The following is a 13,231-nucleotide window of genomic DNA, read 5'->3' as shown; positions in this document are numbered from 1 at the left end:
AATTATGGCCATTGATTTAGATGACGAGATACTTCAAGATTTTTTAGTTGAAGCAGGGGAAATCTTAGAAAAGTTGAGCGAGCAATTAGTAGAGTTGGAACAATCTCCTGAGGATGCGGATCTACTTAATTCTATATTTAGAGGCTTCCACACGGTAAAAGGCGGTGCAGGCTTTTTAGCATTAGATGCGATGGTTGGTATTTGTCATATCTCTGAAGATGTGTTTGACGTGTTGAGAAATGGCGAGCGTGTTGTTGATACGGCATTAATGGATGCTATCTTGAGAGCGTTAGATGTCATTAATGAGATGTTTGACTCTGTACGCTCTGGAGAAGAACCTGAGCCTGCAGATCCAGCTTTAATCTCTGAAATAGCTGCATTTAAGAATGCAGCTGAGGCTGGGCAAAAAGCAGTAGCAGAGCCGGTTGTTGAAGAGCCTGTTGTTGCGGCAAAACTGGCTACATCGGTTTCTGAGGCGTCAGCGACAAGTGAGGTTTCTGATGAAGTTCAGCAAGAATTTGAGGCGATGCTGAAATCGGCTGCTTCGCCTGAATCTGTACCACCTGTCGTAGCCCCATCGGATGATATTACCGAAGAAGAGTTTGAAAAATTATTAGATGAGCTCCATGGGAAAAATCAGGGGCCATCGGCCATTGACCTTACGCCTAAAGCTAATGATAAACCCGTTGATTCGAGTGATATTACAGAGGAAGAATTTGATCAGTTATTAGATGAAATACATGGTGAAGGGAAAGGGCCATCCGTAGCACCGTCTACCAAACCAGTTGAGTCTGAAAATATATTAGAAGATGAGTTTGATCAACTAATGGATGACATGCATGGGAAAGGAAAGGGTCCAACAGTAGCGGGTTCCCAAGAAGCGGGTCAAATTTCACCAACACTTGAGCCGGTATCTCCTCCGCCAGCAGTTATAAAAACTAAAAAACCTAACATTGAGAAAGCGAAAGCGCCACCTGAGACTACAGTGCGTGTGGACACTAAGCGTCTTGACGATATTATGAATATGGTTGGTGAGCTAGTCTTGGTAAGAAACCGTCTGTCTAAGCTGCGCTCAGGGCGTGAAGATGATGAGATGGCTAAAGCCATTGGCAATTTAGATATTGTGACGGCGGACTTACAGTTGGCGGTTATGAAAACACGTATGCAACCCATAAAAAAAGTATTTGGGCGTTTTCCCCGTGTCGTTAGAGACTTGGCACGTAGCCTAAATAAAAAAATTAGACTTGAACTGGTTGGCGAAGAAACGGATTTAGATAAAAACTTAGTTGAGGCGCTGGCTGATCCGCTGGTTCATTTAGTTCGAAACTCAGTCGATCATGGAATTGAATCTCCTGAAGATAGAATTGCTGCCGGTAAACCTGAAGAAGGGCAAGTAGTGTTAAGTGCTTTCCAAGAAGGGGACCATATATTGCTGACCATTGAAGATGATGGTAAAGGAATGGACCCCGACATTTTACGAAAAAGTGCTGTCATTAAAGGCATGATGGATGAAGAGGCTGCCTCTAGGCTAACGGATATTGAGTGTTATAACTTGATTTTCTCAGCAGGTTTTTCAACTAAAACTGAAATATCAGATGTGTCAGGTCGCGGTGTCGGCATGGATGTTGTTAAGACACGTATCACTGGCATGAACGGTTCTGTACATGTTGAATCAGAGTTGGGGAAAGGTAGCAAGGTCGTTATAAAACTACCACTAACACTGGCAATTATGTCCACGCTGATGGTGAAACTAGCTGATCAATCCTTCGCGCTTCCACTATCCAGTGTCATTGAGATCATAGATTTGGATTTATCCAATACAAATATGATTAATGGGCAACTGGTGGTACTTGTACGAGGAAAAGCGATGCCGTTGTATTATTTAAATAAATGGTTAGTACCAAACCATATGCAAGATGATGATTCGAAACATAATCAACATGTTGTATTGGTTAGTGCAGGGCATCAGAATATTGGTTTTGTAGTGGATCAGTTACTAGGTCAGGAAGAAGTGGTGATTAAGCCATTTGGTGCATTAGTTAGCCAAGTAGAGGGGTTGGCTGGTGCAACGATTACTGGTGATGGAGGAATCGCTATCATCCTTGATGTGCCCGGTATGCTAAGTCGTTACGCATAGCCTTTTAGGTTGTTTTTATAGAGACTATTAGAAAGGTTTGCTGTGAGTTAATTATTAGACATCATAGTAACAAGCAATAAGTAAGCACAAGTGTGGCTCTCTTTAAGATAAACACGATTTTTAATGAAGATGTACCACGAAAAGTATTAATGATATATTTCAAAACCTGCTAATGTGTTGAAGTCGGTGTATAGAGTTATTTGATGGTTCGCACTATGAATTTGGAGAGGTTGTCGTTTGGATATTTTAACAATATTGGGTGTGATCATTGGTTTTGGTGCCATTTTGGGTGGCAACATTATGGAAGGCGGACATCTAAGTGCCCTTGTTAATGGCCCTGCCGCGTTAATTGTTATTGGTGGAACGTTGGGTGCTGCTTTATTGCAATCCCCAGCAAAAATCTATTTAGGATCTCTAAAATTATTGGGTTGGGTTTTATTTCCACCAAGCCTCAAGTTAAAACATAACATTGAAAAAATTATCGAGTGGAGTGAAATAGCGAGACGAGAAGGACTACTTGGCCTTGAAGCGGTTGTTGATGATGAGTCAGACCCCTTTGCCAAAAAAGGCTTGCAGTTATTGGTTGATGGTGGAGAGCCAGAGGTTATACGAGATATTTTAATGCTTGAATTAGAGGCGTTAGAAGCAAAGCAGTTACAAAGTGCAAAAGTCTATGAATCAATGGGAGGGTACTCTCCTACCATCGGTATTATCGGTGCTGTTATGGGTTTGATTCATGTCATGCAAAACTTATCAGACCCCAGTAAGCTTGGCGCAGGAATTGCGACGGCATTTGTTGCAACAATTTACGGTGTTGGTTTAGCCAATTTATTGTTTATACCCATAGCGGCTAAATTAAAGTCACAGATTCAAGCATATTCACAATCAAGAGAAATGATGATTGAAGGGATTGCAGCTATTGCAGAAGGTGAGAATCCACGTAATGTTGAAATTAAGTTGCAAGGTTACCTGTAATTAAATGGCTAGGCGTAAAAAAAGAATAGAAGAGCATGAGAACCACGAAAGGTGGCTTGTCTCTTATGCCGACTTTATTACGCTTTTGTTTGCCTTCTTCGTTGTGATGTATTCTGTTTCATCGGTAAATGAAGGCAAGTATCGAGTGCTCTCTAGCACCTTAGATGGCGCCTTTAAGGGTCAGCCGAAGACTATGAATCCGATAGAAATTGGTGACATACTTCAAAATAAAGAGCTCATTGAGAGACTCATGAAGTTGGAAAGTGGTGGTGATAAGATGATTCCCGATCTGTTTTCTGAGAATGCACCGCAACAAACAGCATCAATTGTTGATGGCGCTATTGAAGGGGATCAAAAAATAAGCGAAGCAAAAGTACTTGATCAATTAGGTGATAAGTTGGAATCGGCATTGTCACCGCTTATTGATAGAGATCTAGTGTCGGTTGAAAGAAATGATTTGTGGGTTGAAGTAGAGCTCAATAGTAATATGCTGTTTGGCAGTGGCAATGCAACCTTATCTAGTGAAGCATTGCGTGTGTTATGGAAGGTCGCAAAACCAATTAGAAAGTTAAATAACGCTGTGCAAGTTGAAGGTTTTACCGATAATATCCCCATAAGTTCGTTCGAGTATCCGTCAAATTGGGAACTGTCAGCGGCACGTGCTGCGAGTGTAGTACACCTATTTAGTAAGTATGGTATTAACCCAAATAGGTTGGCTGCTGTTGGGTACGGAGAATATCACCCTGTTGAGGATAATGACACGCCTGAAGGCCGCGAGAGAAATAGGCGCGTTGTTATTGTTATTCAGTCAAATGCAATATCACGTTTTACAGAAAAAAAGAAAACGGCCGATAACCATAATGTAAGTGAAAGTCAGCATGTTAGTCATCAATTGGCAGTTGATGAAACAGCTGTTGAGTTACAAGATGCGGTTGAATCATTAACTAGCAATATGGCTGGTTCAAAAGAAACAACGGCTGAAAAAATAGAAAAACTTGAGAAAGTAAACAGCAGTCGATTTAATAAATTCTTAAACTAATGAAAACTTGGGCAATATCAAATCAAAAAGGTGGTGTTGGTAAAACGACAACGGTGGTAACGCTGGCTGGTTTACTATCAGCTCAGGGTAAACGGGTGCTCTGTATTGACCTTGACCCTCAAGGCTCATTGACAAGTTATTTTCGTTTTGATCCAGATACCATTCAAAAAAGTGTTTACAATTTATTCAAAGACAGCTCAGAAAAAATTGCAGTTGAGCCCCGGAAATATATTCATAACACATCCTTTGTAGGGCTTGATGTACTGCCTGCATCAGTTGCATTGGCTACATTAGATCGTCAGGCGAGTAAATTTAAAGGCCTAGGCTTGGTGATGAGTAATGCATTGAAAAAGCTGGAGTCCTCATACGATATTGTATTGATTGATAGTCCGCCGATGTTAGGTGTGTTAATGATTAATGCGTTGGCAGCCTGTGACCATTTGATTATACCCGTGCAAACAGAATTTTTAGCGTTGAAAGGGCTGGAGAGGATGATGAAAACCTTGAAGATGATTCAGCATACAAGGCAGAAACCATTAGAGTACACAATCATTCCTACTATGTTTGATAAGAGAACGCGTGCCTCTATTAGCAGCTTGAACTCTTTAAGAAATAGATATAAAGGGCGGTTGTGGCGTGGTTATATATCAATTGATACGCAATTAAGAGAAGCAAGCCGCGTTGGAGTTCCCGCCCCAATATTGGCACCTAAATCTAGGGCGGTTCTTGCGTATGATAAGTTGCTTCAAAGTATTTGGGACGAAAAAGCAAAACTAACATTGGTTTCGAATGATGGTTGATAATAAGACTAGCCCGCTTTTAGATCAAGATGAAGCAATGGAAAGTTATTTTGATGGCTTATTGTCAATATTAGAGACGGATGAGCAACCTGAAAGAAAAGTTTCTGCGAGTAACGTAAAGCTTTTAAAGTTTAAAGGCACAGCAGAAGAAGAAAGTAATGCAAGGCAAAAGCGCTCACTCGAGGCAGAAAGAGTCGAGGCAGAAAGAGTCGAGGCAGAAAGAGTCGAGGCAGAAAGAGTCGAGGCAGAAAGAGTCGAGGCAGAAAGAGTCGAGGCAGAAAGAGTCGAGGCAGAAAGAGTCGAAGCAGAAAGACGCGAGACGGATGAGTTAATAGATTTAAATGCACCGTCATGGGCGAAAAGTAAATTTAATGTACTGGTTGGTGATGTCAATAAAGTCAATGTTACTTTTCCAGCGAGTGCAATTAGTGGAGAGCTAGAGTTTAGTGAAGACCTTAAGAAGGTTGATGGGCAACCTCCTTGGGTTTTAGGCTTGAAAATGACGGGTAATGATTTTATTGCTGTGATTGATGTCGGGTATTTATTGTTAGATCAGCCGCTTCGTGATTTAGAAGTTAAGCCTTATAAAAAAATTATTATATTAGCGAATAGTCGCTGGGGCATTGCATTAGACTCGGTGTCACCAGAAATTGAACTCGATACGTCCAGTGTTAAATGGCGAGATAAATCAAAAATCCGTCAATGGTTATGCGGCATTGAATCTAAAAATCAGCTAGTGATTGTCGACCCGACTAAAATGTTTGTAGAAGATAAGTAAAAGCTCGTCCCCATATAAAAAAACAGAGATACATAAAATGGATGCAATTCAAGATAATTATGATGATGTGGCTGAACCAGTTACGCAGTGGCTGACTTTCTTGTTAGGAGAAGAAGTTTATGCGGTGAAAGTTGTTCAAGTTCAAGAAGTATTACGTTATACGCCTATAGCTCAGGTGCCAGGTGCTACGCATGAAGTGCTGGGGATTATAAACCTTAGGGGTAATGTGGTGACGGTGATCGATTTACGCAAAAAGTTCAATATGCATCTTAAAGAAGCGGATGATTTAACGCGAATTATGATGATGGATGTACAAGGTCATATTATTGGTGTGTTAGTTGATACAGTAACGGAAGTTGTTGACCTGAAAGATTGTGATGTGGAGTCGGCACCAGATGTAAGTAGTTCGGGACAATCAGTGTTTATTCAAGGTATTGCTCATATACATAATCAACTGCATATACTGGTTAATTTAGATAAGTTGATAAGTGAAAATGATTTGGAGCTGCTTGCTCAATAGTGTTTCGAGACGAATCTTTTTAGGAGGTGATGGTTATGGTTGGTATAAATAAGGTAATGCCTTGCAACAACATACGCCCAGTTAAACCGAGAAATAAAAGTCAAACTAGAAAGAAACCGAGTAAATGGAATGGTGTCTCTAGCACTAAAGGCACCGTTGAGTTGAAGACCCCCATTAAACATATAGATGAAAGTGCCTGATGGAACAATACATACCCTGGTTGATTGCTATATTAGCGGTTGCGGTAGTGATACTGTTTGTTATGTTATCCAAACAGCAGCGACTTAATAAAAGCTTGGAAGAAAAGGTACTTAATGTATGCAAAAAGTTTGAAGTTATTCAACACGATATTTCAGCGTTGTGTGCGAGCGGTTTAGGCGTAGACGAGCGTGTTGGCGGTACTGAACGCCGAGTTCGTAGCTTAATCGGGCGTTTGGAAGAACTGGAAGAAAGCGATACATTTGAGCACTTGCAGGAATTTCAAGGAGCGATTGAGTTGGCTCAAAAAGGTGCGGGTGTCGATGAGATTGTTGAAAAGTGCCATTTAACGGTCGATGAAGCTGGACTACTTATTCGTCTACACAGAGCTTAGTTTTTATTTTCAGTAACATTGTCAGGCATTTTGTCGGATAGTAAATAAGCAAAAGCAATTACTTCTGCAACGGCAACATATAGAGCTTCAGGTATTTCATCCCCGAGAGGAATGCTGCTAAGAAGCTTTACCAATTCAGGGTTGTTATCTAAAGGAATTTCATTGGCGATGGCAAGGTCAATGATTTCTTGCGCAAGATCACCCCTACCTTTTGCGGTTATGGTAGGCGCACTGTGTCCATCATACTTTAAGGCAACGGCTATGTCGGCGGGGTTGATGATGTCAGTCATTATGCCTTTTCACTCAAAATGGATGTGTTAGGTTTGATTTCTTGAATTGTTGGCCCAGGGCCGCTACGTACTTGGATCCTCTCAGGATTTAAATTGGCGCGAAACAATTGATCTTTAAAAACACTTAAATGTTGATGAATAAGCTCTCTAGTTTTAGGTGATTCGGCCCAAAAACTGGAGCTTATTTGTTGCTTGTTGAGTGTTAACTTGTTTTTAATTAGGCCTAGCTTTGGGGGGCGCATCTCAAGAGAAATAGTCCATTGTTTGTCTGGTTTTTTTGAAGGCTTATCGGAAGGCTCTTCCTGCTCAATCTTTAAAAAAACAGACTGAGATGCATGTTGATTTAAAAATGGGATTTCTACTTGCCACGTTTGCCGGGTTGTATTGCCTTCAGCATTTGAGCTAGCTAGTTGGTTTAAACTAAGTTTAGATATTGCTCCATCAGCTTTGCTCATTAATTCTCTTATTTGGCTGTCTAAGGCTTGAGCTGCCAGCTGTGCTGAGCTCTGTGGGTGCGCAGTCGTTTGGCTTGCAGCTGAGGAGAAGGTTTGTGACGGCGCAGCAGGTTTTGGAAGCGGTAGTTGCGGCGGAGTTTGCTGAGTGCTTGTTGGTTGTGAGGTGAATTGGCTTGCTTTGGGCCAAGCTTTTAGTAAATGAACGAGCTTAATAAGATTAGCCTTTAAGTCAGTACTAATCATGACGAGTGGTTGCTGGCTTTTTGGCGATAGCGTTGTAGTGCTGGTATTTTGTGTGGTTTGAGCTTGACTCAGCGACGCTTTAAAGAGGTTTTTTGGGTTGTTGATAGGGTTGTTAGAAGTGGTTTTTCTATCGGCAAGTGCTTGTTGAAGTTTTGCTTCAAAGAAAACACCGGAGTTTTGTAATGCCTTTTTGAAACCTTCAGTTGTAATTATATTTTTTTGACTCGGTAACGATTGTAGGATGTTTCTAGTTAAACGCTTTATCTGGAGTAATTGTGATGGTAACTCAGGCGATACAGATGAGGCTGTTGTTATGGTTTGTTTGGTAATGCGTGTAAATACCTGAATAAGTGGTTGTTGAAATTCATTAACGGGGGATTGCTTGGGAAGTAGTTGACGCAGACTGGTGTTAGTAATGGACGTTTGTTGATTAGGAGGTGGGGCTTTAAGAATAAGTTCAGACGCTGTTCTCTCTACTAAGACTTTGATGATTTGTCCAACAGTGACAGGAATGTCGCTTTTTACCTGTACTAGTTGGTTGCCTAGGCGAAGAATAACATCTGTTTTATTGGGTAATTGCTCAATAACTTTGGCTTGCAGGGATTGGCCGGTTTGGAGTTTATGCAGAGGTATGGATACTTTAACGGCATCCAGTACTGGGCTGGTTGGGTTAGTTGGTATTTCCAAAAACTAAACCATGAACTCTTAGTTAAATAACTGCTTTATGTCGGCTAATTCTTCTTGGGCGACCTCTAATACATCAATTGAATCGCTGGGGTCTCTCAATAACTTTGTGAGACGATCATACGCAGGCACTGTTTTAGGTTCTGGGTAATGTTCTTGTAAAGGCGTGTTTCTGAAGCTAAGCAGTTGAGCAACTATCACCAAGTCGGTGTAGTTAGCGGGTTGATCTGTTTTTCGCTCCCAGTTTTCAGCATTAATAGCTAGCTCAATAAAGTCATCAGTAAAGTTCCATTTTTCTAACACCATCTTTCCGATGACAGGGGTTAGTTTCTTAATGGTATGTCGCACATCGTTTTGGTTGCTTATCAAACTAGGGTGCTTATCGGCATGAGTTAAAATGGGTATAGAGCCAATGTCGTGTATTAAGCCGGCAAGCATCGCTTTGTCTGCATTGAAACCTTTAAGTTTTTTAGCCATAACAGCACTAATGCCAGCAACATCACGGCTATGTAACCACAGTGCTGAAATGAGTTCTTTTACGTCTTTTGTTTTGGCATTAAAAACCATTCTCATGGTGAAACTGGTGATTAGGTTATTTATTGCTTTGAGGCCTAACCGAGTGATCGCATGGGGCAGCGCTTCAATGCGTTCACGGCCCCTAAATAATGGGCTGTTAGCAACTTTGATTAACTGGGCGGTAATAGCGGGGTCCTGCTGAGTTATTTGAGAGATTTTAGCTGATGTTGCATGGGGGTCAGCTATTGCTGTGCGAACTTTAATGGCTGCTTCAGGGATAGAGGGCAATTCTAGTTTGTCAGCTTGCATTTCTTGAGTGACTTCAAAATAAAGCTGGTTATACAGTAGAGAGTCTTCACTTTCTTCTAGAATATCAATATCATCATGGCCGCTTGGTAGCGTCTCATTCATCAAGTCATCAAGCACGGTGCGCTTAATAGATAACAGTGTGACAGGCTCGAGTGCAAGAGCCGTTGCTTGGTGAGGAGTGTTGTTATCGATAGGAAAGCGAGCCTCCATTTGACCGCCCTCGACTGTTCGTTCTTTGTTTTCTCCAAGCGTTAGTCGTACTTTGCCCTCTAAAAGATAAATTTGGCGGTCATCACTGCTACCGGCGGAAAATAAAGTGCTATTAGCGTCGATAATTTCTGTTTTTATCGTTTCTTGAAGTTGTGTCTTGCTGTTATCAGAAAAGTTCCTGATGGGGAATAAAGAGTTAACTTCTTCGTTTGTTAGATTTCTAATAGACATCTTTTAAAGTGCTTTGTAAGTTATTAATTGAGTTAAAATTATTGTTGATAACAATTAACTAATTCTTTTTGCTAAATATAGCCCTATCTACACCGTTATGACAATCAAATTACAGAAAATAAACACAATTAATCAATTGATTCATTACGGTGCTAGCTTGTTTGAAGCCGCTCAGCTTCATTTTGGACATGGAACAGGCAATGCGATAGATGAATCGGCGTACATAGTATTAACCATCACAAAGAACCTACCGCTGGTTAATGAAGAGGTGTTTGATGAAGAGGTTGGCGCTGAAAATGAACGAGAAATTTTGGGAATTTTTGATCGTAGGGTCAATGAAAAAGTTCCTGCTGCATATTTAATAGGCGAAGCGTGGTTTGCAGGTTTGGCCTTTTTTGTTAATGAGAATGTTTTGGTTCCACGTTCGCCTTTTGCGGAATTAATTGATGATCTATTTGCACCTTGGGTTGATGTTGAGCGAACCCATAAAATTTTAGATTTGTGTACGGGCAGTGGCTGTATTGGTATTGCTTGTGCCGTGTATTTTCCAAAAGCGAGTGTTGATTTGGCTGATATTTCAACATCTGCACTTCGTGTTGCACAAAGGAATATTGAGGAACACAAGCTAGCAAACAGAGTGAGGACCATTGAATCAGATTTATTTGATGGGCTAGAGGGTGAGACATATGATTTGATTGTTTGTAACCCGCCTTATGTTGGGCATGAAGAGTTATCTAAACTGCCTGAGGAGTTTTATAAAGAACCGACGCTGGGTCTGGATGGTGGGGTTTCCGGTCTAGATTTGGTACATAACATTTTAGCGTATGGGGCCGAGCACCTTAATGATGGTGGTGTGTTGTATGTTGAGGTTGGGAATACAGATGAAGCATTGCAACGTTGTTACCCAGAGGTGCCGTTTTTATGGCAAGATTTTGAGTATGGTGGGCATGGAATCTTCATGCTAACAAAAGAACAGTTATTGGAATATAACAGCCTATTTCAGGCTAAACTAGCGTAATTAATTAACGATAAAATACGAACATGTCAGGAAATTCGATAGGGAAAATTTTTACAATTACTGGGTTTGGCGAAAGTCACGGTCCTGCTATAGGCTGTATTGTGGATGGGTGTCCTCCTGGGTTGGAGCTATGTGAAGCGGATTTGCAAGGTGACCTCGATTTAAGGAAACCAGGTACCTCAAGGCATACAACTCAACGACGTGAAGCGGATGAAGTAAAGATTTTGTCAGGTGTGTTTGAAGGTAAAACAACGGGTACACCGATAGGCTTGATTATTGAAAATACGGATCAACGGTCTAAAGACTATTCGAATATAAAAGAGACATTTCGACCTGGGCACGCAGACTATAGCTATCAGCAAAAGTATGGCTTTCGTGATTACCGTGGGGGTGGGCGTTCTTCTGCTCGTGAAACAGCTATGCGCGTGGCCGCAGGTGGCATCGCCAAAAAATATTTACGTGAAAGCTTAGGCATCGAGATTAAAGGCTATTTAGCTCAGTTGGGGCCGATTAAAATCGATGCGGTGGATATGTCTACTGTGCATGACAATCCTTTCTTTTGCCCTGACCCAAACAAAGTAGGTGAATTAGAAGCCTACATGGACGCATTAAGAAAATCGGGTGATTCAGTTGGCGCGCGCGTAAACGTGGCGGCGACAGGTGTTCCAGTTGGTTTAGGTGAGCCCATTTTTGATCGGCTTGATGCTGAGTTAGCGCATGCTTTGATGAGTATTAATGCAGTAAAAGGCGTTGAGATTGGCGGTGGGTTTGATTGCATCGAAGCACTTGGTACGGAATTTCGTGATGAAATCACGCCAGAAGGTTTTCTCAGTAACCAGGCGGGTGGCATTTTAGGTGGGATTTCTACTGGGCAAATTATTTCAGCGAGTATCGCATTAAAACCAACCTCAAGCTTGCGCCTTCCCGGCAAGTCTGTGAATACTAGCGGTAAGCCTATAGATGTTGTAACTAAGGGGCGACATGACCCTTGTGTTGGTATTAGAGCAACACCTATCGCTGAGGCAATGATGGCTATTACGCTTATGGATCATGTGCTCAGACATAGAGCGCAAAATATAGATGTCAGGTCTACAGTCCCCATTATTCCTGCGGGCAAAGAGTAGTCATAAGTTTTTCTATCATAATTAGGTCGAGCTTAAACTGTTGAGTCAGCAAAAACTGCCGTATTGGCAGCTTTCAGGTTTTTATTTCTTTTACTTTGCATCGTTAGGCGCACTGATGCCTTATTTAGGCTTGTACCTAAAATCCATTGGCTATGTGGCGGCTCAAGTAGGGGTAGTCTTTGCGGTAATGCAGGGCACTAAGCTTGTTGCGCCAAGTATTTTGGCGTGGTTGTCCGCTGGTTTTAATGACCGAATGCGTTTGGTTCAGATAGCTTCTTTAGTGGCGGTAATCGCCTATGCTTGTTTATTATTTGAGCAAGACTTTGCTGGGATATTAATGGTTACTTTTGTGTTCAGCTTTTTTTGGAATGCGATGTTGCCACAATTCGAATCGATTACTCTGACAAAGCTTGGACATCAAACCAATTTATATAGCGGTATAAGGCTGTGGGGCTCAGTGGGCTTTATTGTGACTGTTGCGGGCGCTGGCTATTTGTTAAATACGATGGGTTTGGATGAATGGCCTCTATTAGTCAGTTTGTGCTTGGCGATGATTTTTTTATCGAGCTTGTTGCTCAGTGAGAAAGGAAGGAAAAAACATCAGAAAGGTGGCCCTGCTATTTATTCAATTCTGATGAAAAAGAAAGTTATCGCCTTTTTTCTCGTTGTGTTCTTGATTCAGGCGTCACATGGCGCCTACTATGCTTTTTTCTCTATTTTACTGAGCAAATTAAATTATAGCGAAACGGAAATTGGTCAGTTTTGGTCATTAGGTGTGCTGGCTGAAATTGTACTATTTATAGCGATTCAACGAGTATTCCAGCATATTTCTCTTCGTAGTGTTTTGTTGTTCAGCATTCTGTTAACCGTTATTAGGTGGCTTATCATTGCGTGGCTTGCTGAGAGCTTGACAGCTTTGATCATCGCACAAGTACTACACGCAGCATCATTCGGCGCATTTCATGTTGTTTGCATTCAACTTACCCATCATTATTTTAAAGGCGCTACTCAAGATAAAGGTCAAGCGCTATACGCTAGTATAGGCTATGGTGCGGGCGGTATGTTTGGCGGGTTAATTGCTGGTTTTCTGTGGGATGAATTCGGTGCTGCATGGGTATTTACGATGGCATCTTTATTAGCCTCGGTAGCCCTTTTAGTTGCATGGAATTGGGTTGAAAAAAACAACCCAGATGATTTACAGACAACGGGTGAAGGCGTGAGTTCTGTTTGATTTCCCCATTAATCTCTTGATTTTATGATGTAAAGATGATCTATTTGAGTAAGCAGTCTAAGAACTGCTAATTAAATAA

The 13,231-nt window shown here is 41.4% G+C and carries 13 protein-coding genes; 10 read left to right on the top strand and 3 right to left on the bottom strand.

Going from position 1 to position 13,231, the window contains the following annotated elements; translation table 11 throughout:
* Positions 1-4 precede the first annotated feature (4 nt).
* The 7 genes from AB1Y31_06210 to AB1Y31_06180 all read left to right on the top strand — a co-directional run bounded on the left by AB1Y31_06210 (position 5) and on the right by AB1Y31_06180 (position 6,841).
* Positions 5-2,137, top strand: a complete 2,133-nt coding sequence (locus AB1Y31_06210; GenBank protein ID MEW4982758.1) for a chemotaxis protein CheA — start codon at positions 5-7, stop codon at positions 2,135-2,137.
* A 237-nt stretch (positions 2,138-2,374) separates the two neighbouring features.
* Positions 2,375-3,112 (top strand): flagellar motor protein, encoded by a 738-nt coding sequence (locus AB1Y31_06205; GenBank protein MEW4982757.1) that lies wholly within the window; start codon positions 2,375-2,377, stop codon positions 3,110-3,112.
* 4 nt (positions 3,113-3,116) lie between these two features.
* Complete coding sequence (gene motD, locus AB1Y31_06200) at positions 3,117-4,151, top strand: flagellar motor protein MotD (protein ID MEW4982756.1); 1,035 nt, start codon at positions 3,117-3,119, stop codon at positions 4,149-4,151.
* A complete protein-coding gene (locus tag AB1Y31_06195) occupies positions 4,151-4,951 on the top strand; it encodes a ParA family protein (GenBank protein MEW4982755.1) in 801 nt (266 codons plus the stop codon). The genes motD and AB1Y31_06195 overlap by 1 nt, the downstream gene beginning before the upstream one ends.
* Positions 4,941-5,729, top strand: coding sequence for a chemotaxis protein CheW (locus AB1Y31_06190; GenBank protein MEW4982754.1), 789 nt, complete (start codon positions 4,941-4,943; stop codon positions 5,727-5,729). Before AB1Y31_06195 ends, AB1Y31_06190 begins: the two co-directional genes overlap by 11 nt.
* A gap of 37 nt (positions 5,730-5,766) precedes the next feature.
* Entirely contained in the window at positions 5,767-6,249 is a 483-nt protein-coding gene (locus AB1Y31_06185; GenBank protein MEW4982753.1) for a chemotaxis protein CheW, read from the top strand.
* Between the two features lie 199 nt (positions 6,250-6,448).
* Positions 6,449-6,841 (top strand): DUF2802 domain-containing protein, encoded by a 393-nt coding sequence (locus tag AB1Y31_06180; GenBank protein ID MEW4982752.1) that lies wholly within the window; start codon positions 6,449-6,451, stop codon positions 6,839-6,841.
* Here AB1Y31_06180 and AB1Y31_06175 read toward each other — a convergent pair.
* From AB1Y31_06175 to AB1Y31_06165, 3 genes are read right to left on the bottom strand one after another with little or no spacing between them, the layout of a single operon-like run.
* On the bottom strand, positions 6,838-7,131 hold the full coding sequence (locus AB1Y31_06175; GenBank protein MEW4982751.1) for an EscU/YscU/HrcU family type III secretion system export apparatus switch protein: 294 nt from the start codon (positions 7,129-7,131) through the stop codon (positions 6,838-6,840). The genes AB1Y31_06180 and AB1Y31_06175 overlap by 4 nt on opposite strands.
* Positions 7,131-8,516 (bottom strand): flagellar hook-length control protein FliK, encoded by a 1,386-nt coding sequence (locus tag AB1Y31_06170; protein ID MEW4982750.1) that lies wholly within the window; start codon positions 8,514-8,516, stop codon positions 7,131-7,133. The genes AB1Y31_06175 and AB1Y31_06170 overlap by 1 nt, the downstream gene beginning before the upstream one ends.
* Before the next feature lie 18 nt (positions 8,517-8,534).
* Positions 8,535-9,779: an HDOD domain-containing protein gene (locus tag AB1Y31_06165; GenBank protein MEW4982749.1), complete on the bottom strand. Its 1,245-nt coding sequence runs from the start codon at positions 9,777-9,779 to the stop codon at positions 8,535-8,537.
* 97 nt (positions 9,780-9,876) lie between these two features.
* Here AB1Y31_06165 and prmB point away from each other — a divergent pair, with 97 nt between their 5' ends.
* Genes prmB through AB1Y31_06150 form a run of 3 tightly spaced genes read left to right on the top strand, consistent with a single transcriptional unit; the run spans position 9,877 to position 13,152 of the window.
* Positions 9,877-10,797 carry a 50S ribosomal protein L3 N(5)-glutamine methyltransferase gene (prmB, locus tag AB1Y31_06160; protein ID MEW4982748.1) on the top strand — a complete coding sequence of 307 codons (921 nt, stop codon included), beginning with the start codon at positions 9,877-9,879 and terminating at the stop codon, positions 10,795-10,797.
* Between the two features lie 23 nt (positions 10,798-10,820).
* The gene (gene aroC, locus AB1Y31_06155; protein ID MEW4982747.1) at positions 10,821-11,921 is read left to right on the top strand and encodes a chorismate synthase; all 1,101 of its coding nucleotides are present in this window, start codon (positions 10,821-10,823) and stop codon (positions 11,919-11,921) included.
* Positions 11,922-11,961: 40 nt separating this feature from the next.
* Positions 11,962-13,152: an MFS transporter gene (locus AB1Y31_06150; GenBank protein ID MEW4982746.1), complete on the top strand. Its 1,191-nt coding sequence runs from the start codon at positions 11,962-11,964 to the stop codon at positions 13,150-13,152.
* The last annotated feature ends 79 nt before the right edge of the window (positions 13,153-13,231 follow it).

It is taken from the genome of Cycloclasticus sp., from assembly GCA_040743155.1.
Taxonomy (GTDB): Bacteria; Pseudomonadota; Gammaproteobacteria; order Methylococcales; family Cycloclasticaceae; genus Cycloclasticus.
Note: the sequence above shows the minus strand (reverse complement) of the source record. Positions and strands in the feature narration are given on the sequence as shown.

Excerpts from the sequence above, each read along its gene's own strand:
- AB1Y31_06210 (MEW4982758.1), top strand. The coding sequence starts at position 5 with ATGGCCATTGATTTAGATGACGAGATACTTCAAGATTTTTTAGTTGAA.
- motD (MEW4982756.1), top strand. The coding sequence starts at position 3,117 with ATGGCTAGGCGTAAAAAAAGAATAGAAGAGCATGAGAACCACGAAAGG.
- AB1Y31_06195 (MEW4982755.1), top strand. The coding sequence starts at position 4,151 with ATGAAAACTTGGGCAATATCAAATCAAAAAGGTGGTGTTGGTAAAACG.
- AB1Y31_06190 (MEW4982754.1), top strand. The coding sequence starts at position 4,941 with ATGATGGTTGATAATAAGACTAGCCCGCTTTTAGATCAAGATGAAGCA.
- AB1Y31_06185 (MEW4982753.1), top strand. The coding sequence starts at position 5,767 with ATGGATGCAATTCAAGATAATTATGATGATGTGGCTGAACCAGTTACG.
- AB1Y31_06180 (MEW4982752.1), top strand. The coding sequence starts at position 6,449 with ATGGAACAATACATACCCTGGTTGATTGCTATATTAGCGGTTGCGGTA.
- AB1Y31_06175 (MEW4982751.1), bottom strand. The coding sequence starts at position 7,131 with ATGACTGACATCATCAACCCCGCCGACATAGCCGTTGCCTTAAAGTAT.
- AB1Y31_06165 (MEW4982749.1), bottom strand. The coding sequence starts at position 9,779 with ATGTCTATTAGAAATCTAACAAACGAAGAAGTTAACTCTTTATTCCCC.
- prmB (MEW4982748.1), top strand. The coding sequence starts at position 9,877 with ATGACAATCAAATTACAGAAAATAAACACAATTAATCAATTGATTCAT.
- aroC (MEW4982747.1), top strand. The coding sequence starts at position 10,821 with ATGTCAGGAAATTCGATAGGGAAAATTTTTACAATTACTGGGTTTGGC.